The sequence below is a fragment of the Dermacoccus sp. CCH2-D9 genome, assembly GCF_001556795.1.
Classification (GTDB): Bacteria; Actinomycetota; Actinomycetes; order Actinomycetales; family Dermatophilaceae; genus Dermacoccus; species Dermacoccus nishinomiyaensis.
In genome coordinates, this window is record NZ_LSJT01000045.1 from 1 (window position 1) to 19,483 (window position 19,483).

The 19,483-nt window shown below is 69.2% G+C and carries 18 protein-coding genes; 13 read left to right on the forward strand and 5 right to left on the reverse strand.

The genetic code is table 11. The features are described 5' to 3' along the window. The first annotated feature begins 168 nt into the window (after window positions 1-168). From AX669_RS03845 to AX669_RS03855, 3 genes are all read left to right on the forward strand, one after another. Window positions 169-741, forward strand: a complete 573-nt coding sequence (locus AX669_RS03845) for a GNAT family N-acetyltransferase (RefSeq protein ID WP_062256725.1) — start codon at window positions 169-171, stop codon at window positions 739-741. A gap of 310 nt (window positions 742-1,051) precedes the next feature. Then, window positions 1,052-3,313, forward strand: coding sequence for a carbon starvation CstA family protein (locus tag AX669_RS03850; RefSeq protein ID WP_062256727.1), 2,262 nt, complete (start codon window positions 1,052-1,054; stop codon window positions 3,311-3,313). Then, window positions 3,306-3,497 (forward strand): YbdD/YjiX family protein, encoded by a 192-nt coding sequence (locus AX669_RS03855; protein WP_062256729.1) that lies wholly within the window; start codon window positions 3,306-3,308, stop codon window positions 3,495-3,497. The genes AX669_RS03850 and AX669_RS03855 overlap by 8 nt, the downstream gene beginning before the upstream one ends. Window positions 3,498-3,685: 188 nt before the next feature. On the opposite strand, the gene AX669_RS03860 is transcribed toward AX669_RS03855, so the two are convergent. Continuing rightward, window positions 3,686-4,690 (reverse strand): diacylglycerol kinase family protein, encoded by a 1,005-nt coding sequence (locus tag AX669_RS03860; protein ID WP_051805515.1) that lies wholly within the window; start codon window positions 4,688-4,690, stop codon window positions 3,686-3,688. 54 nt (window positions 4,691-4,744) lie between these two features. On the opposite strand from AX669_RS03860, the gene serS reads away from it, so the two are divergent. Next, window positions 4,745-6,058, forward strand: a complete 1,314-nt coding sequence (gene serS, locus AX669_RS03865) for a serine--tRNA ligase (RefSeq protein ID WP_062256735.1) — start codon at window positions 4,745-4,747, stop codon at window positions 6,056-6,058. A gap of 72 nt (window positions 6,059-6,130) precedes the next feature. Here the strand turns inward: serS and AX669_RS03870 are convergent, their stop codons facing one another. Next, window positions 6,131-6,415 carry a hypothetical protein gene (locus AX669_RS03870; protein WP_156444921.1) on the reverse strand — a complete coding sequence of 95 codons (285 nt, stop codon included), beginning with the start codon at window positions 6,413-6,415 and terminating at the stop codon, window positions 6,131-6,133. 265 nt (window positions 6,416-6,680) lie between these two features. Between AX669_RS03870 and AX669_RS03875 the strand changes: the two genes are divergently transcribed. From AX669_RS03875 to AX669_RS03915, 9 genes are all read left to right on the forward strand, one after another. Then, window positions 6,681-7,358, forward strand: coding sequence for a DUF1345 domain-containing protein (locus tag AX669_RS03875; RefSeq protein ID WP_197418848.1), 678 nt, complete (start codon window positions 6,681-6,683; stop codon window positions 7,356-7,358). 55 nt (window positions 7,359-7,413) lie between these two features. Continuing rightward, window positions 7,414-8,868: a sensor histidine kinase gene (locus AX669_RS03880; RefSeq protein ID WP_231729396.1), complete on the forward strand. Its 1,455-nt coding sequence runs from the start codon at window positions 7,414-7,416 to the stop codon at window positions 8,866-8,868. A 55-nt stretch (window positions 8,869-8,923) separates the two neighbouring features. Beyond that, entirely contained in the window at window positions 8,924-9,700 is a 777-nt protein-coding gene (locus AX669_RS03885) for a response regulator transcription factor (protein ID WP_062256742.1), read from the forward strand. Window positions 9,701-9,808: 108 nt separating this feature from the next. Beyond that, window positions 9,809-10,711, forward strand: coding sequence for an ABC transporter ATP-binding protein (locus AX669_RS03890; protein ID WP_062256744.1), 903 nt, complete (start codon window positions 9,809-9,811; stop codon window positions 10,709-10,711). Further along, a complete protein-coding gene (locus tag AX669_RS03895) occupies window positions 10,711-11,922 on the forward strand; it encodes an ABC transporter permease (protein WP_062256747.1) in 1,212 nt (403 codons plus the stop codon). Before AX669_RS03890 ends, AX669_RS03895 begins: the two co-directional genes overlap by 1 nt. 102 nt (window positions 11,923-12,024) lie before the next feature. Further along, on the forward strand, window positions 12,025-13,389 hold the full coding sequence (locus tag AX669_RS03900) for a hypothetical protein (RefSeq protein ID WP_062256749.1): 1,365 nt from the start codon (window positions 12,025-12,027) through the stop codon (window positions 13,387-13,389). Window positions 13,390-13,565: 176 nt separating this feature from the next. Then, window positions 13,566-14,429: an HAD family hydrolase gene (locus AX669_RS03905; protein ID WP_006947074.1), complete on the forward strand. Its 864-nt coding sequence runs from the start codon at window positions 13,566-13,568 to the stop codon at window positions 14,427-14,429. Between the two features lie 98 nt (window positions 14,430-14,527). Next, a complete protein-coding gene (locus tag AX669_RS03910; protein ID WP_062256751.1) occupies window positions 14,528-15,340 on the forward strand; it encodes an RNA methyltransferase in 813 nt (270 codons plus the stop codon). Between the two features lie 157 nt (window positions 15,341-15,497). Further along, complete coding sequence (locus tag AX669_RS03915) at window positions 15,498-16,151, forward strand: VOC family protein (protein ID WP_038566581.1); 654 nt, start codon at window positions 15,498-15,500, stop codon at window positions 16,149-16,151. 264 nt (window positions 16,152-16,415) lie between these two features. On the opposite strand, the gene purB is transcribed toward AX669_RS03915, so the two are convergent. The 3 genes from purB to AX669_RS03930 all read right to left on the reverse strand — a co-directional run bounded on the left by purB (window position 16,416) and on the right by AX669_RS03930 (window position 19,253). Further along, window positions 16,416-17,837, reverse strand: coding sequence for an adenylosuccinate lyase (gene purB, locus AX669_RS03920; protein WP_062256754.1), 1,422 nt, complete (start codon window positions 17,835-17,837; stop codon window positions 16,416-16,418). 56 nt (window positions 17,838-17,893) lie between these two features. Beyond that, window positions 17,894-18,373, reverse strand: a complete 480-nt coding sequence (locus AX669_RS03925) for a hypothetical protein (protein ID WP_156444922.1) — start codon at window positions 18,371-18,373, stop codon at window positions 17,894-17,896. Window positions 18,374-18,464: 91 nt separating this feature from the next. Then, entirely contained in the window at window positions 18,465-19,253 is a 789-nt protein-coding gene (locus AX669_RS03930; RefSeq protein ID WP_062256756.1) for a VOC family protein, read from the reverse strand. Window positions 19,254-19,483 lie beyond the last annotated feature (230 nt).

The following is a 19,483-nucleotide window of genomic DNA, read 5'->3' on the forward strand; positions in this document are numbered from 1 at the left end:
GTGAACACCACGCCTCCTCAACACAAGTGACTCACGACCAGGCTGGCACTTAGGGTCCTGTCCCCATCGGCGATTTTCGTCCCCATCGGCGGTTTCCGTGCACCTTCGTCCAGCCGGCCGTCGGGAAAATCAGTCGCCGGGGGCGTCGCACGGTGATGAAATGACGGGATGCTGATGCTCATCAGGCCCGACGCCGCTCGCTACGACGACTGGAAGGGCGCATTCGACGAGTTCGGCGCGACGCCGAAAGACGGCACGGGCTATCGTCGCGACGACGTCGTCGACACGTCGCGCGCCGGGTTCGACGCCTACCTCGCCGATCGTGCGCGCCAGGGCGATACGACCGTCCCGCCGCCTGAGGGATTCGTGCACTGCAGCTATTTCTGGGTGCTCGACGGCCCGCGGGCGGGGGAGGGTGACATCGTCGGCTTTCTGGCCCTGCGCCACACCCTCACCGAGGTGCTGTATGAGGCGATCGGTCACATCGGCTACTCGGTGCGTCCCGGCGCTCGTGGGCGGGGCGTCGCCGCGGGCGCGCTGATGCTCGGTCTCGACGAGGCGCGGGCGCTCGGCGTCGAACAGGTGCTGGTGTGCTGCAGCACCGAGAATCCGGCGTCACGCGCCGTCATCGAGAAGTGCGGCGGGCAGTTCGAGGACGTCCGCTCCCACCCCGCGTTTCCGGGCGAGACACGTCGCTACTGGTTCGGCTCGCCGCCGTTTACGCAGGGACCGACGGCCTGACGCCGGCTGCCTCGGGTGCGGATGTGACCGAAACTCGCGGATGAGGACGAGAATCGCCGATGTGACCGCCGTTCGCAGAGGTGGACGAGAATCGCCGACGGGGACAGGAATCGCAGAAGGGGCACGGTGCGGGGCGGCCCGGCCGAGGTCAGTCCCCATCCGAACTCAGGCCCCCAAACCCTCAGCCGACGTCGTGACCAGGATGTGATTGCTCGGTCCGCGAGCCGAGACGCCGTACCCATGGGTAGACCCCTACTGTGGCCTTACTCACATCGGCCGTCATGGCCACCAGCACTACCAGGAGGTCACCGTGGCGGCGTCACGTCTCGACACCCTCGACCGCGATCCGGGGTTGCCCCCCGTCGCGGTCGAACCCCCTCGCACCATCACCGGGCGGCAGAAGATCATGATCGCCGTCGCGGCGATCGTCGCCGCCATCGGCTGGACGATGGTCGCCTTCGTCCGCGGTGAGCACGTCAACGCCATCTGGTTCGTGTTCGCGGCCGTCGGCAGCTACGTCATCGGCTACATGCTCTACAGCCGTCTCATCGCGTACAAGGTCGTGCAGCCGCGCGACGACATCGCGACGCCGGCGGAGCAGTTCGAGAACGGCCAGGACTACATGCCGACGGACCGTCGCGTCCTGTTCGGCCACCACTTCGCCGCCATCGCCGGCGCCGGCCCCCTCGTCGGCCCCGTGCTCGCCGCGCAGATGGGTTACCTGCCGGGCACGATGTGGATCATCTTCGGCGTCATCTTCGCGGGCGCCGTGCAGGACTACATGGTGCTCGCCATCTCGACGCGCCGTGGCGGCCGCAGCATCGGCCAGATGGCGCGCGACACGCTCGGCCCCGTCGGTGGTTGGGCGGCGATGCTCGCCGTCATGACGATCATGGTCATCCTCATCGCGGTGCTCGGCCTCGTCGTCGTCAACGCGCTCGCCGAGTCGCCGTGGGGTGTGTTCTCGATCGCGATGACGATCCCGATCGCCCTGTTCATGGGCTGCTACCTGCGCTTCCTGCGTCCGGGGTCGGTCACCGAGGTGTCGCTCATCGGCGTCGTGCTCCTGCTGCTCGCGATCGTCTCCGGCGGCTGGGTCGCCGAGACGGCCTGGGGCAAGGACATGTTCACGCTGTCTCCGACGGCGCTCGCCTGGTGCCTCATCGTCTACGGGTTCGCCGCGGCCGTCCTGCCGGTCTGGCTGCTGCTCGCGCCGCGTGACTATCTGTCGACGTTCATGAAGGTCGGCACGATCGTCCTGCTCGCGCTCGGCATCATCATCGCGCGTCCGGCGATCGACATCCCCGCGATCACGTCGTTCGGCAAGCACGGCAACGGTCCCGTCTTCGCGGGTTCGCTGTTCCCGTTCCTGTTCATCACGATTGCGTGCGGCGCGTTGTCCGGCTTCCACGCGCTCATCTCGTCGGGCACGACGCCGAAGCTCATCCAGAAGGAGAGCCAGGCGCGACTCATCGGGTACGGCTCGATGCTCGTCGAGTCGTTCGTCGCCATCATGGCGCTCATCGCGGCGGCCATCATCGACCAGCACCTGTACTTCGTCATCAACGCCCCCGCCGGCGTGACGGGTGGGACGGCCGAGAAGGCCGCGACGTGGGTGAACTCGATAGGCTTGGGCGGTAATCCGATCACCGCGCCCGAGATCACCCAGGCCGCGAAGGACGTCGGCGAGGCTTCGGTCGTGTCGCGCACCGGTGGCGCCCCGACGTTCGCGTTCGGCATGTCGGACGTGTTCAGCCGCGTCATCCCAGGCGATTCGATGAAGCAGTTCTGGTACCACTTCGCGATCATGTTCGAGGCGCTGTTCATCCTGACGACGGTCGACGCCGGCACGCGCGTCGCACGTTTCATGTTGTCGGAGACGCTCGGCAACGTGCCCGGGCTGCACCGCTTCCGTGACACTTCCTGGCGCGTCGGTGCGTGGATCTCGACGCTCGTCGTCGTCGCCGCATGGGGTTCGATCCTGCTCATGGGCGTCACCGACCCGCTGGGTGGCATCAACACGCTGTTCCCGCTGTTCGGCATCGCCAACCAGTTGCTGGCCGCCGTCGCGCTGACGGTCGTGACGGTCGTCGTCATCCGCAACGGCAAGGCGAAGTGGGCGTGGATCCCGGGCATCCCGCTCGCCTGGGATCTGCTCGTGACGATGGTCGCGAGCTACCAGAAAATCTTCTCGAGCGACGCGAAGATCGGCTACTGGGCGCAGCACAACGCGTTCGTCGACGCCAAGAACAAGGGGTTGACGAAGTTCAAGACGGCCAAGACCCCCGAGGAGATCGACGCCGTCATCCGTAACACGCTCATCCAGGAGACGCTCTCGGTTCTCTTCGCGGTGCTCGTCATCGTCGTCGTCATCGCGGGTGTGTTCGCGGCGCTCAAGGCGCTGCGCACCGGGCACGTCGACCCCGAGGTGCGCGACGGCGCTGTGCCGTCGCAGATCTTCGCGCCGAGCGGCATGCGCGTCACGCCCGACGAGGAGAGCGTGCTAGCCCAGTGGCTTGAGGCGGGCCTCGACCCCGAGGGCGTGCATGCGGGTGAGCGCGTCCATGCCTGAGCCGCGCGGAATCGTCGGCGCGCTCAAGTGGTACGTCGCCTCGATGATGGGCGACAACCACTACGAGCGCTACTTGCGCCATCACGCCGTCGCCCACCCCGGCAAGGCGCCGATGTCGAAGCGCGACTACTGGCGTGAACGCACCGACGCCCAGGACCGCAACCCCGGCGCGCGGTGCTGCTGAGGGGTCTCGGTTCGAGACCGCGGGTCTGAACGCGACGAGAGGGGCTGACGCATCAAGCGTCAGCCCCTCTCGCAGTGCGGCCCGTCACTGTCGCAAGCGATCCGTCCGTGCGACGGGTTGGGCCAGGCTCGGCAACGAATGTGGACGAAAATCGCAGATGGGGACGGGAATCGAACAGGGGGCGCGTGTCAGCGGCGCAGCGTCTGGCCCAGGATGCCGGGGAGGTGACGGCGGACGTCGGACATGCGTGAGTGACGCGCGTTGGCGACGCGCACGCGCAGTGCCTTCTCCTCGACCCACATCTCCATCTCACGCACGTCGCCGAGGACGTCGCCGTCGAGTTCGAGCGCGCGCGGGCGTCCCATGGCCTTGGCCGCGACGCGGGCGCAGCGTGTGCGCTCGACGCGACCCGTGGTGCGCCGCGAGCGGGCGAAGATCTGCGCCGAGAGCGCAGCCCATTGCAGGGGCCCGTCGGCGGAGAGCCAGACGGTGTCGAAGCGCCCGTCGGTGCCGTTGGCGCCTGGCATGAGTTGCACCCCCGCCGTCAGCTGACCGAAGTTGCCGACGAGCAGCGTCGTCGTCTTCTTCGTGTGCGGCGCGCCGTCGTCGAAGGAGGCGAGCATGCGCTCGGGGCGCTGCGTCACGTAGCGCGCACCGGCGATGGGGTAGGCCATCCACCCGATCCGCTTTTTGAGGGTCTCGCTCGTGGCGTTCATGATGTCGCCATCGAGTCCGAAGCCGGCCATGATGAGGAAGGTGTCGTTCGTCGCCGAGCCGTCCCCGAACGTCGCATGCACCCGCCCGACGTCGATGACGGTGTCCTCGCCCGCGAGCGACCGCGCGAAGTTGAGCGCCGCCGAGCCGTCCACCGAGACGCCGAGGTTGCGCGCGAGCAGGTTGCCGGTGCCCTGTGGCATCAACCCCAGCGGCACGCTCGTGCCGCTCAGCGCCGCGCCGACGTGGCGCACCGTTCCGTCGCCACCGGCGGCGAAGACGATGTCGCAGCCCTGGCGCAGTGCTTGCTGCGTCTGGCCGGTGCCGGGGTCGTCGAGGCGGGTCTGCAGCCACAGCGGCTCGGCCCATCCGGCGTCGCGCGAGACGTCGACGCATTCGCGGCGCAGGGCGCCGAGGTCGTCGACCTTCGTGGGGTTGACGACGATCGCGGCGCGCGGACGGGAGGGCGTGTTCGACACGCCTTGCACTGTAACTGGAATGACGCACATTCGCGCGGGCGATAGCCTTGAGGGGTGATCGACATTCGACTGCTTCGTGACAACCCTGACGCCGTCCGCGCGAGCCAGCGTGCTCGCGGCGCTGACGAGGGCGTCGTCGACCGCATTCTCGAGCTCGACGCGACGCGCCGCAGTTCGCTCGGCGAGTTCGAGAGGGTGCGCGCCGAGCAGAAGCAGGTGTCCAAGAGCGTCGGCGCCGCGATGGGTGCGCTCAACAAGGCCAAGAAGGGCGGTGACGACTCGGAGGTCGCGCGTCTGCAGGCCGAGGCCGACGCCGCGCGCGAGAACGCTGCGACCTTGAGCGCCCGCGTCAAGGAGCTCGAGGCCACTGCCGACGAGGCGGGCAAGGAGTTCGACGCGCTGCTTCGCACCGTCCCCAACGTCGTCCTCGACGGCGTGCCGGCGGGTGGCGAGGACGACTTCGTCACCGTCAAGACGGTCGGTGAGGCCCCGACGTTCGACTTCGAGCCGAAGGATCACCTCGAGATCGGTGAGCTCATCGGCGCGATCGACATGGAGCGCGGCACAAAGGTCTCCGGTTCGCGCTTCTACTTCCTCAAGGGTGTCGGCGCACGCCTCGAGCTGGCGCTGCTGCAGATGGCGCTCGACCAGGCCATCGCCAACGACTTCACCCCGATGATCACGCCGACCCTCGTGCGCCCGGAGACGATGCAGGGCACCGGCTTCGATGTCGCGCACGACGCCGAGATCTACCGCGTGCAGGAGGAGGACAACCTCTACCTCGTCGGCACCTCAGAGGTCGCGCTCGCCGGCTACCACGCGGACGAGATCTTGAACGTCGACGCTCCCGTGCGCTACGCCGGCTGGTCGAGCTGCTACCGCCGCGAGGCCGGTTCGTACGGCAAGGACACGCGCGGCATCATCCGCGTCCACCAGTTCAACAAGGTCGAGATGTTCTCCTACTGCCGCATCGAGGACGCCGAAGCGGAGCACGCTCGCATGCTCGCGTGGGAAGAGGAGATGCTGGCCAAGTGCGAGCTGTCGTACCGCGTCATCGACACCGCCGCCGGTGACCTCGGCACGTCCGCCGCACGCAAGTTCGACTGCGAGGCCTGGGTGCCGACGCAGGGCACCTACCGCGAGCTGACGTCGACGTCGAACTGCACGACGTTCCAGGCGCGCCGCCTCAACATCCGTGAGCGCACCGACGGCGCGACGCGCTCTGTCGCCACGCTCAACGGCACGCTCGCGACGACGCGTTGGCTCGTCGCCATCCTCGAGACGCACCAGCAGGCTGACGGCTCGGTGCGTGTGCCCGAGGCGCTGCGCACGTACATGGGTGGCCTCGAGGTGCTGCCCGTCATCTGACGACGAGCTCGGACGACGCAGTCCGACGAGGGCTGACACGGGCCGGCATCCTGGGCGGGTGCCGGCCCGCGCTCAGCCGATGAAGATCTCCCCGTGCGGATCGATCGCCACCATGATGGCGACGATGATGGTGGCGCCCAGGAAGCCGCTGACGAGTTCGCGCATCTTCTCGGCGCCCATGCCGTTGTCGGTCGCCTCCAGCCACCGTGCGGTGCGGTAGCTCAGCAGCGTCATGAGGGCGAACGCGACGGCGCCCGCCCCGGCCATCGCGACGGGGGTGATGGGTGTCGCCGTGCTCGGTCGCACCATGAGGATCACGCCGCCGATGACGCCGCCCATCTCGCTCGTCTCATGCACGCCCGGCATGGGGTCGTAGTGCTGAGCCCGAATGATTCGCGCCCGACCAGTTCGTGCCGGCGGGCCCGGCCATGTCGGTGCCGGGGGCCGTCCCCGCGGCATGCTCGGCGCTCGCGTCGTCTCCTCGCGTCGTCTGCTCCCGCCGCGCGATGCGGCAGTCGGTGCCGCTGAGGTCGCTCCATGCTCACGCCCGTACGACGCGCCGGTCGTTGCGTCCGTTGCCGCAGGCCACGGTGGTTCGCGTCCGTCGGGTGACAATGAGCGCATGAATGACACCTCCCACGAGACGTCCAAGGCGAACCGTCGTGCCCTCACGCGCCGCACGGGGTTTCGGTTGGTGATCAGCGTGATCGTCGGTGTGCTCGCGGCGTTCGTCACGATCGCCGTCGCCGACCGGACGATCGTGTTCGACGTCATGACGGGGTGGACGGTCGGCGCGATCGGCGTCAGTGCGTGGACGTGGCTGATCGTGCGTGGCATGAACTCGACGCAGGCCGCCGAGCACGCACGCGAGGAGGATCCGAGCGTCGCAGGAGCGGACGCCACCGTCATCGTCGCGACGATGGCGAGCCTCGCGGGGGTCGGGTCGCTGCTCGTCGCGGGCAAGCACAAGACGGGCACCGCCGAAGCCGTGCTCGGGACGGCGAGCGTCGTCGCGTCCTGGTTTCTCGTGCACCTCATGTACATGCTGCGCTACGCCCGTCAGTACTACGGGCCGGCGCCGGCCAGCAACGGCATCGACTTCGAGGGCGGCGAACCCGACTACTACGACTTCGCGTACGTCGCGTTCGACCTCGGAATGACGTACCAGATCAGCGACACGAACCTGAAGAACCGGTGGGTGCGACGCCTCGTGCTGCAGCACACGCTGCTCAGCTACGCGCTCGGCGTCGGCGTCGTCGCGACAGCCATCAATCTCGTCGTGTCGCTCGCGACGAACTGACGCTCCGTCGCGCGGGGGAGGCGGGCTGTCGGTGGCGGCGTCTACCCTCGCAGGCGTGAGGGAGTTCTTCGGTCTGGACGACGACTGGGTGCGGCCGTTGCCACCCGGATGGCAGCGACGGGACGCCGTGATCGCCGTCGTCTTCCTGCTCGGTGCCGTCGTCGAGCTCGAGGCGATGCGCGCGTTGGGTCTGCCGCGCGGCACCTGGGGGCGGCCCGCGCTCTATGCGGCGACGCTCGTCGGGATGCTGCCGCTCGTGTGGCGGCGACGCTTCCCCCTCGCCGTCATGCTGCTGCTCGCCGCGCACATGTTCGCCTTCGGCATGGCGCAGTACGTCGTCATGGGCAACCTCGCGATGCAGGCGGCCTACTTCTTCTCCATCTTCACCGCACTCGCCTGGGGCCGAGATCGCCGGATGACGATGGTCGCGGCGAGCGCCGTCGTCGTGTTCATGTTCGGGTGGGTGGCCGTGCAGCTGTCGGTCGCGTCGGGGCGTGACGCGCTCGTCGACGCCTACGGAAACGGCCGCGGCACCCGCGATGACGCGCTGTTCGGCCCTGGCACAGGAGCGGTGCTCACGAGCGTCATGATGAACGTCCTGTTCTTCGTCACCGCCGTCGCGACGGGCGCCAACTCGTGGCGTGGAGCTCGCGCCCGAGCCCGCGCCGAGGATCAGGCACGCACGATCGAGGAGCAGTCGGCGCAGCTCACCGAACGCGCCGTCGTCGACGAACGACTGCGCATCGCCCGCGAACTGCACGACGTCGTCGCCCACCACGTCGCCGCGATCGGCGTGCAGGCCGCGGCCGCACGCAAGCTCATGACTAAGAACCTGTCGCTCGCGGCCACGTCGCTGACGAACGTCGAGACCTCCTCGCGCGACGCCGTCACGCAGATGCGCAGCCTGCTCGGCACCCTGCGAACCGGGGACGGCGCGTCGTCCGGGCCGGGCCGTCTGCCGCCTGGCGGCGGGGTGGTGTCGGCTGATCTGGCGGTCGCCGCGTCATCGGACGGTTCGCTCGCGACGAGGAACGAGCGCGAGACGGGCGTTGCGCTGGACGCGACGCACCGTCGTCCCGAACCTGGGTTGGACGATCTGCCGCGACTGGTCGAAGAGGTCACCTCGCCCGGGTTCGACGTCGAACTGCGCGACCTCATCGGTGACGTCGACGTGCCTGGCAGCGTCCAACACAGCCTCTACCGCACCGTGCAGGAGGCGCTGGCCAACATCCGGCGCCACTCGACGGCGACGTCCGCGTCCGTCACGGTGCGCAGTGGCGGCGGCGAGGAAGGGGCCGGTGCGGCGCGCTACGCAGAGGTCGAGATCCTCGACGAGGGGCGCCCACGGCAGGGCACCTCGGGCAGCGGCATGGGACTGCTCGGCATGCGTGAACGCGTGACGGCTCATCGCGGCAGCGCCGAGATCGGCCCCCGGCTGACCGGTGGGTACCGCGTGCGCGTCAGGCTGCCGCTACCCGACGCGCGAGGCGACGACGGCGGGCGCTCATGACCGAGGCCGCAGCGAGAGGCCGACAGAGGCAGCGAACGACAGGAGGGTGGGCCTGATGGACGCGCTCAAGGTCGTCATCGTCGATGACCAGAAGATGGTGAGCAGCGGATTCTCGCTCATCCTGTCCGTGGAGGACGACATCGACGTCGTCGCCACCGCGACGAACGGGGCGCAGGCGCTGGACGTGGCCCGCGAGGTGCGGCCCGACGTCACCTTGATGGACGTGCAGATGCCCGTCATGGACGGCATCGAGGCCACGCGACGGTTCGTCGACGAGGGGCTCGGGCGCGTCGTCATCCTCACGACGTTCGATCGCGACGACTACCTCTTCAGTGCGCTCGACGCGGGCGCCAGCGGCTTCTTGCTCAAGAACGCCGACGCGGACGACCTCGCCGACGCCGTGCGCGCCGTCGGGCACGGACACGCCCTGCTCGCCCCGGAGGTGACGCGCCGCGTCATCGAACGACGCGTGCAGGACGGGTCGCTCGGCGCGGGCTCCGAGGCCGCCCGGGCCGCTGACGACGGCCCGGGCAACGTCGGACCGACGACGTCGGCCTGGCCCTTTGCCTCATCGGCCCACTCGACGCCCTCGCTGCCCCCGAGGAGGACGGGCGACGGCGGCCGTCTTGATGACCTCACCCCGCGCGAACGGGAGGTGCTGGGTCTGCTCGGGCGTGGGCTGTCCAACGCGGAGATCGCGGCGGCGCTGTTCGTCGGTGAGGTCACCGTCAAGACACACGTGTCGAACGTGCTGATGAAGCTCGGTCTGCGCGATCGGGTGCAGGCCGTCGTCGCGGCCTATGAGACGGGCCTGGTGCGCGTCGGCGACTGACAGCTCCGTCGCGAGGGGGAGGCGCGAAGATCCGTCGCGCGCCGGATCCGGCGCGGCGGCCAACGCGACAGGCTGAAGGAACGATCGAACATGACGAGGGAGCGGAACATGTTGGAAGCCAGAGGCCTGACCCGCAGGTTCGGTGACAAGACGGCCGTCGACGACGTGTCGTTCGAGGTCGCCGACGGGCAGATGACGGGTTTCATCGGCGGCAACGGCGCCGGCAAGACCACGACGATGCGGATGATCAGGGGCGTGCTCGAGCCCAGCGCCGGGGAGGCGTTGTGGAACGGCGAGCCGATGACGCGCGAACATCGCCGGCGCATCGGATACATGCCCGAGGAGCGGGGGCTGTACCCGAAGCAGCCCCTCATCGACCAGCTCGTCTACCTCGCCCAGCTGCGCGGCGTCGCACCCGCTGCGGCGCGTGCCCGCGGGCTCGAACTGCTCGAACGGTTCGGCCTCGGCGACCGAGCGAAGGACAAGCTCGAAGCGCTGTCGCTCGGCAACCAGCAGCGCGTGCAGATCGCGGCGTCCGTCATCGCCGAGCCGGACGCGCTCATCCTCGACGAGCCGTTCAGCGGCCTCGACCCGCGCGCCGTCGACGCGATGGCCGACCTGCTGCGCGAGTTCACCTCGCGCGGCGTGCCCGTGCTGTTCAGCAGCCACCAGCTCGACCTCGTCGAACGCCTCTGCGACAGCCTCGTCTTCCTCGCGGGCGGCCGCGTCGCCGCGCAGGGCACGGCCGCGCAGCTGCGCCGCAGCGGACGCGTCCGTCACCGCCTCGTCCTCGACTCCGACGCCGGGTGGGTGCGTGACGTCGCCGACCGTCTCGGCATCGGTGTCGTCGACGTCGACGGCCCGCGGGCGCTGCTCGAACTGCCCGACGACGCCGAGGGCCGCGAAAGGGCGTCCGACGAGTTGCTGCGCACCGTCATGGCACGCGCGAGCATCCGCGAATACGCCGAGGTCCTGCCCCAGCTCGCCGACATCTACCGGGAGGTGGCGTGATGAACGTCCAGACAGCTCAGCGTGATTCGCGTCCGGCGTGGCAGATCGTCGCCCTGCGCGAGATCGCCGTCAAGGCGCGCGACAAGAACTTCCTCGTCGGCCTCGGCGTCACCCTCGCCATGGTGATCGGCACGTTCGCCGTGCAGGTGTGGATCGCCGGCAAGACCGACACGCAGAAGGTCGCGATCGTCAACACGAAGGGCGCCTCCGGGCCGTCGGCGAAGCAGGTCGTCGACGTCGCTGCGACGAGCGCGAAGGACGGCGGCGCGAAGGTCGAGTACACGAGCACGGCCTTCCCCGACGATGCCGCAGCCCGCGCCGCCGTCACGAAGGGCGACGCCGACGCCGCACTGCTGCGCACCAACGGCGGCTGGCAACTCATCGGCGACAAGAGCATCGACGACGGGTTGAAGAAGAACGTGACGACGAGCGCCGCACACCTGACGCTCGCGTCGAACGCGGCATCGAAGGGCGTCGAGCTGTCGTCGCTGACGAAGGGCGGCGCCGTGGCGACGTCGACGCTCAGCTCCGATGCCGACCGCGCCGGGCTCGCGAAGGTGGTGTCACTCGTCTTCGCGTTCCTGTTCTACTTCGTCGCGTTCATGTTCGGCATGCCGATCGCGCAGAGCGTCGTCGAAGAGAAGCAGTCACGCATCGTCGAGATCCTCGCGAGCGCCGTGCCGCTGCGCCACATCCTCGCCGGAAAGATCATCGGCAACGCGCTGCTCGCCATCGCTCAGGTGACGTTGCTCGCCGCCGTCGCACTCATCGGGTTGAGCCAGACCAAGTGGAGCGCCTTCGTCGGCACCGTCGCGGGCGCCTCCGGATGGTTCCTGCTGTTCTTCCTCGTCGGATTCTTCGTCGTCGCCTGCATGTTCGCCGTCGCCGGCGCGCTCGCCTCACGCAGCGAGGACGTGCAGTCGACGTCGCAGCCCGTCGTCATGCTCGTCGTCCTCGTGCTCGTCGTCGGCATGTCGCTCAGCGGCACGGCCCAGGTCGTCGCCTCGTACGTTCCGGTCGTCTCGACCGTGACGATGCCGGCACGCATCATGGACGGCAGCGCCGCATGGTGGGAGCCGATCCTCGCCATCGGCATCGCGATCGTCGCGGCGTACGTCATCACCCGTCTCGCGACGCGGCTGTATGAGCGCAGCATCATGCGCACCGGTGGGCGCCTGTCCTACCGCGAGGCGTTCAAGCTCGGGGCCTGACGTCTCTGCCGTCCACTGTCGCGCGGCGACCGGGCCGTGGATGGCGCCGCGGCACGTACATTGGGAGCAAGTTTCGTACCTCGAATCATGAAGGAGAGGGGCATGTCGACCAACGACGAGTCCGGCCAGGGCTCGACCTGGAGCGCAGACAACAACGAGCAGGCCACCCACGTCGCGGGTGGCACCGGCGCCGGCGCGACGCCTGGGGGTTCCACGCCCGCCGGGGCCGCGTCGTCGGACGCGGGAGTCTCGATGTCCAAGGACACTGCTGCCTCAGACGACCATACGCAGGCGATCGGCAGTGACGCGACGCGCGTCGCCCCACGCTCGGATGCGCCGGCCCAGCCAGCATGGGGCCCGTCGAGTCAGGGTGGGCAGCAGAACGCCGCGTCGTCGCAGGCATACCCGAGCGCGCCGGGGGTCGGCTATGCCGGGCCGCAGGGCGGTGGCCAGCCTGGGTATGGCCAGAGCGGATACGGGCAATACCCCGGGGGCCAGAACCCGGCAGGTCCGTCGTACGGCCAGGGCGGTTACCCGGCCGCTCCGCAGAGCGGTTATCCGTCGACGCCGCAGGGCGGCTACCCGTCGTCCCCGCAGGGCGGCTACCCGTCCGCGCCCCAGGGCGGCTACCCCTCGTCCCCGCCCCAGGGCGGCTACCCGTCCGCGCCCCAGGGCGGCTACCCGTCGTCTCCGCAAGGCGGTTACCCGTCGAACAACCCGCAGGGCGGCTATCCGTCGAACAACCCGCAGGGCGGCTATGCGTCGTCACCGCAGGGCGGTTACCCGTCCTCGCAGAGTGCGGCGGTGTCGAACCAGCAGCACTACACGTCGGCGCCGTACGGTCAGTCGTTCGCACCGGGCGTCGGGCAGACGGGCGCGGCGACGGCGACCGGCGTCGGCGCGTCGCACGCAACGTCGACCGCCTCGCCTGTCGCGAAGTTCGGGCCGTTCGTGCCCGCGCTGCTCGGGCTGATCGCGCCGTTCGTGGCGTGGGTGACGTTCAAGGCCGGCAGCGAGTCGGTGGCACTCAACGGCATCGGCGGCAACAGCAACACCGCGAACTCCGCGCTCGGTGGGTCGAAGAACACGGCGGGCATCTTCGTCGCGATCCTCGCCCTCGGCCTCGTCGCCGCCGGGGTGCTCGCCTTGCTGGGCAAGCTCAACGCCAAGGTGGCGGGCCTCGTGACCGCGGCGATCGGACTCGTCATCCTCATCCTCGGCATCGTCCAGTTCCCGTCCGCGTCGAGCGCCGTGAGTTCGAATGGTGCGGCCGCCGGATACACCGCGACGATCGGTGCCGGCGTCTGGTTGACGCTGCTCTCCGGCCTCATCGCGATCGCCGTCGGCGTCGTCGCGTTTCTGCAATCGCGCAAGGCGGACGCGACGAACCCGTCGGCGCACAACACGTCGAACGTGCAGAACAACGGGCAGGGCCCGCAGCAGCCGTGGGGTCAGCAGACCTACTGACACGCTCAACGGCACGCACCTGACGAGGCCGGCTCGCCCAAGACGGGGTGGGCCGGCCTCGTCGACGCGGTGGTGACGCTGCGTCGACTCCCTGTCGGACGCGGCTGGACCCCGGCCGTGTACGTCCCGCGACGGATGGTCGCCGCGAGGAGGGCCGTTGCGCCTAGGGTGGGTACGTGACTGTCTCTGACACCTGCGCGCCGCCCCCGTCGACCGGTTCGGCGGTTTCGTCGCAGCCGGATGGCAAGGAGTGGCCGCCGCTCATGGTGTGCCTCGACATCGATGGCACCCTGCTGCAGTACGACGGCACGATGCACGACGTCACGCGCGACGCCGTGCGCGCCTGTGTCGAGGCGGGGCATCAGGTCGTGCTGTCGACAGGGCGTGCGGTGATCGCGACGAAGCCGATCATCGACATGCTCGGCCTCTCGTCCGGCTACGCGGTGTGCTCTAACGGCGCGATCACGCTGCGTCTCGACAGCTCACTACCCGACGGGTTCGAGACGATCGAACGCGTCACGTTCGACCCGACGCCGGCGCTGCAGATGCTGCGCGGACAGTGGGAGGACGCCGTCATCGCCGTCGAATCGGGTGACGTGTTCAAGGTGACGGCGCCGTTCCCCGACGGTGAACTCGACGGCGAACAGGTCGTCGTGCCGTGGGAGGAGCTGATGACGGAGCCCGTCACGCGCGTGACGTTCCGCTCGCCGACCGGCACGAGCGAGGACTTCCTCGACCTCGCCGAACGCGTCGGCCTGCACCAGGTCAACTACGCCGTCGGGTTCACGGCCTGGATGGACATCAACCCCGAGGGCGTGACGAAGGCGTCCGCGCTCGAGCAGGTGCGGCGCAAACTGTGCGTGGAACCAGCGAACACGGTGGCCGTCGGCGACCAGCGCAACGACGTCGAGATGCTCGAATGGGCCGCGCGCGGCGTCGCCATGGGCCAGGCGCCCGACGAGGTGAAGGCCGCCGCCGACGAGGTCACCGCTCCCATCGACGACGACGGCGCCGCCCTCGTCCTGCGCTCGCTCATCTGACCCCCTCCTGCGATCGACGCCCACATTCGCGATTCCCGTACCCATCTGCGAACGGCGTCCACCTTCGCGTGAGGCGCGTCGATTTGGGATGATGGGGCGTGCCTGATCTTCACCTGACGTCCGCGACGAACCCGCGCCTCAAGGGCCTCGTCGGCCTGCGCAAGCGCCGCACGCGCGAGACCGAGGGCCTGACGCTCGTCGAGGGGTATGACGAACTGGGTCTGGCGCTCGACGCCGGCGTCCGCCCGCAGACGCTCTACGTCTGCGACGAGTTGATGCTCGACGCGGCGCGGCAGCATGACGTCATCGACGCGGCGCGCACTGCGGGCGCGGAGATCGTCACCGTCGCGCGTCAGGCTTTCGAGCGCGTCGCGTATCGCGAGGGGCCGGACGGGTTCCTCGCCGTCGTGCCGAGCGTCAACGCCCATCCGCGCATGCTCGACCTGCCCGCCAACCCGCTGCTGCTCGTCGCCGAGGGCGTCGAGAAGCCCGGAAACCTGGGCGCGATGCTGCGCACGGCTGACGCCGTGGGCGCCGACGGTGTCATCGCGGCCGACCCTGTCACCGACTGGGGCAACCCCAACGTCGTCCGCGCCTCGAAGGGCACCGTCTTCAGCGTGCCGGTCGCGGCGGCACCCACGTCAGAGACGCTGGAATGGTTGCGCGACAACGACATTCCCCTCATCGCGACGACACCGGACACCGACGTCATGCACACCGACATCGACCTGTCCGGGCCCGTCGCCGTCGCCGTCGGCACCGAGAAGTACGGCCTCACCGACGAGATGCTGGGCGCCGCGACGTCCCGCGTCCGCATCCCGATGGTCGGGCAGGTCAACTCGCTCAACGTCGCGACGAGCGCCGCCATCGTGCTCTACGAAGCCATGCGACAGCGCGGCGTGCGGGGCTGACGAGCGGCCACCCGACGCACTCAGGTGACCCGGCGCCGCGAGCGAGGTGCCCCCCGCCACCCGTCCGCACCGGGGCGCCAGCCGGTGACGCGGCCCCGCGTCGCCGAGACGTGACCCTGATTACAAGCTGTGTTGGGTGACGTGGCACAGTGTCTCCATGCGGATTGACCACGTGATGTATGCGGCCGAGAATGACGGCCTGCAGGCCACAGCCGAGCGCCTCTCGCAGCAGCTCGGCATCGAAGTGCGTGACGGCGGCGTGCACCCGCGCTTCGGGACGCGCAACATGATCCTGCCGCTGAGGCAGGGGCGTTTCGTCGAGGTCGTCGAAGCGCTGGAGCACCCGAGCGTCGACAAGATGCCGTTCGGTCAGGCCGTCAAGGCTCGCTCCGCCAACGGCGGCGGTTGGGTCGGCTGGGTCGTCGAACTCGACGACATGAGCGGCCCCGTCGCCAAGCTCGGCCGCCCCACCACGGAAGGTCGCCGTCACCGCCCCGACGGCGCGGAGATCACGTGGCAGCAGATCGGCGTCAGCGACCTCGTCGTCGACCCGCAGCTGCCGTACTTCATCCACTGGGACGATCCCGCGCAGCACCCGTCGAAGGACGGCGCCACGGACGTCGCGCTCAAGGGCATCATGCTTGCCGGCGCGCCCGAGCGCGTGCGCGAATGGCTCGGCCTGACGGGCGAACCCGGCGTCGACCGCGAGGACTGGGAGCCCGACATCGACTTCCAGTTCGTCGCGCCGCACGGCACCCCGTCGGTGCTGTCGGTGACGTTCGCGACCGCCAAGGGCGACGTCACGATCTGATGATTTGAGGGGCGGCGTTCCGTCCTGACGTCGAGGGCCGAAACTCTGCAGTCCAGAGTTTCGGCCCTCAACGCATCTGGTGAGGTCTGAAACTCCGCATTGCGGGATTTCAGCCCCCAACAGCCGCGTTGAGAGCTTGAGGCCCCACCATGCAGGATCTCAGCTCTCAGCGAGGCAGCCGCGGGCTTCAGCAGATCGCCAAGGGGCGCACGAGCGTCCGTCGCAGGCCAGTGCACGTCAGGCGTCGAAATGATCCGCTGGGTGTCAGACCTCGAGGAAGTCGACCAGCTGCGGAGCGATGCCGACGTACGTCGCGGGCGTCATCTCGACGAAGCGTGCTTCGACGTCGGCGGGCAGGCCGAGGCCGCGCACGAACTCGCGCAGGTCGTCGCCGGTGATGCGGCGTCCGCGCGTCAGTTCCTTGAGGCGCTCGTAGGGCTGCTCCATCCCCGGCACGCCCTGGGCGCCGAGCGCGCGCATCGCCGTCTGGATCGGCTCGCCGAGCACCTCCCAGTTGGCTTCGAGGTCCTTGGCCATGGCGGCCGGCACGGGGTCGAGACCGCCGAGGCCCCGCGCGACGTTGTCCATGGCCAGCACCGAGTGCCCGAATGCGGTGCCGATGTTGCGCTGCATCGAGGAATCCGTGAGGTCGCGCTGCAGGCGCGACGTGACGAGGGTCGAGCCGAGGACGTCGAGCAGCGCCGAGCTGACCTCGAGGTTCGCCTCCGCGTTCTCGAAGCGGATCGGGTTCACCTTGTGCGGCATCGTCGACGATCCGACGGTGCCCTGGCCGCGCACCTGCGCGAAGTAGCCCATCGAGATGTAGGTCCACACGTCGGTGCACAGGTTGTGCAGGATGCGGTTGAAGCGCGCCATGTCGGCGTACAGCTCGGCCTGCCAGTCGTGGCTCTCGATCTGCGTCGTGAGCGGGTTCCACGTGAGGCCCAGGCCCTCGACGAAGCTCTGGCTCAGCGCCGGCCAGTCGGCGCTCGGCACGGCGGCGGTGTGCGCGCCGAACGTGCCGGTGGCGCCGTTGAGCTTGCCGAGGAACTCCTGGGCCTCGATGCGGCGCAGCTGTCGGCCGAGGCGGTGCGCGAGCACGGCGAATTCCTTGCCCATGGTCGTCGGCGTCGCCGGCTGGCCGTGCGTGTGCGCGAGCAGCGGCACGTCCCGCATGTCGCGGGCCATCGTCGCGACCTGCTCGACGAGCGTCGTCGCCTTCGGCAGCCACACCTGCTGCGTCGCACGCTGCACCATGAGGGCGTAGCTGAGGTTGTTGATGTCCTCGCTCGTGCAGCAGAAGTGGATGAGTTCCGAGAGCTGCTCGGCGTCGTCGTGGCCAGCGTCGGCCACGATCTGCGTGAGGCGGCGCTTGAGGTAGTACTCGACTGCCTTGACGTCGTGCACCGTCTCGCGTTCGATCTCGGCTAGTTCGGCGATGTCGTCACCGTCGAACTCCTCGACGACGTCGCGCAGCGCCTCCTTCTCGCGGTCGTCCAGCGCGCGCACGCCGTCGAGAATGCCGGCGTCGGTGAGGTGGATGAGCCACTCGACCTCGACGTGGACGCGCATCCGGTTGAGCGCGGCCTCCGACAGGTGGTCGACGAGCGGGGCGACGGCGCCGCGGTAGCGGCCGTCGAGGGCTCCGAGGGCGATGGCGGGCTGGGTGTCGGCGAGGCTGTGCATGCACCCATTGTTCCAAACGACGAGCCCCGGACGCGTGTCGCATCCGAGGCTCGTCCTCACGGTGGAGTCAGCGCTTTCGGGCCCGCAGCGGGAGCCACACCGCCAGGCCCATGAGCGCCATCGCCAGCGGGACGTGGACGGCGGCCATGACGTCCTTGCCCTCGTCCACGATGAGCCCCCCCGAGATAGGCCTCGAGGATCAACAGCACCGTCAACGCCAGCGCGCCGAAGGTCAGGTCGGTGCGTTCACGCAGCTTCAGGAACGCCCACACCGTGGCGAGGAGCGCGAACCCGATGGCGGCCTTCCCGCACCACGAATGGACCTCGAGCCAGGGCGTCTTCTCAGGGTCGGTGTCGGGCGTCGACATGAACAATCCGGCCCACAGGCCCTGCAGCAGCACGGCGAGCGACGCGACGCCGACGAGTGCTGCGAACGTACGAGTGGGTGCCGTCGCGGCTGAGGAATTCGCGGGCGTGGAGCTCGTCATGATGGTCCTTCGCGGGGGATGGAGCAGTGTCCCCACAGCAAACCGCATCCACCTAGGAGAAGGCTCTCGTCCGTAACCGGCAGACCTGACAAGTACCCGGGATTTTCCTGGGTCAGGGCTGGCTTACCTCACCCGCTCGTCACTCGGCGTCTCGACCGTTCTCGGCCTCGGGTGAGAAAGCGATGACGTTGAAGGTCTCACCCTCGGGCCCGCGAATCGTCGCCTCCGGCCCGAACGGGGTGTCGAAGCTCATGAGCACCTCGCCGTCGAGCTCTTCGACGGTGGCGACGGTGGAGTCGCGGTCGGCGACGACGAAGTGCGTCAACCAGTTCGCGGGAACGTCGTCGGGCAGCTGCGTCGCGAGGTGCATGCCCGCGACGACCTCGCCGTCGCTCGCGCGCTTGATCGTGACGTAGTCGGTGCCCATCTCCTCGTAGGAGAAGCCGAAAACCTTGCCGTAGAACGACTTCGCGCCCTCGAGGTCGCGCGTCATGAGGTCGTTCCAGCCCACGGAACCGGGCTCGTTGAAGATGCCGAACCCGGGGTGCTCGCCGCCCTGCCAGACACCGAACGCGGCCCCCTCGGGATCCTGGAAGAACGCCATGCGTCCTGTGTTCGGCACGTCCATCGGCTCGACGAGCGTGCGGCCGCCGGCGTCGCGGATGGCGCCAGCGGTCGCGTCGACGTCGTCGCTCGCGAAGAACGTGGACCACGCGCTCGGAACGTCGGGCTGCATGCGCGGCGCCAGCCCGGCAGCAGCGTGGTGATGCTTGAGCGCGACGGCGTAGCCGCCCATGTCGTCACCGCCCTCGCGGATCTCCCAGCCGAACAGCTTGGCGTAGAAATCCTTCGCTCGGTGCATGTGGTCGAAGCTGCAGTCGACCCAGTTGGGCGTGCCGGCGGGCCAGTTCGTGGTGCGGGTTGGCATGACGACTCCTTCGGTCGCGGTGAGGCCAGCCGGCCTCGCTCGGTGACGTTCCCAGCCAATCACGTGACGCTGATAACTGCGCGGTTCCGGGCCTGCCGGGAATCGCATCTTGTCCGCGGTGCGTCGGCGCCTCGCGCATGAGGCGCCGACAGGCCTCGCCTACGCCGGCCCCGAGATACCTCAGGATTCGGTCGACGGGCTCGACACCATCGCGCAGCACACCGCCGGTC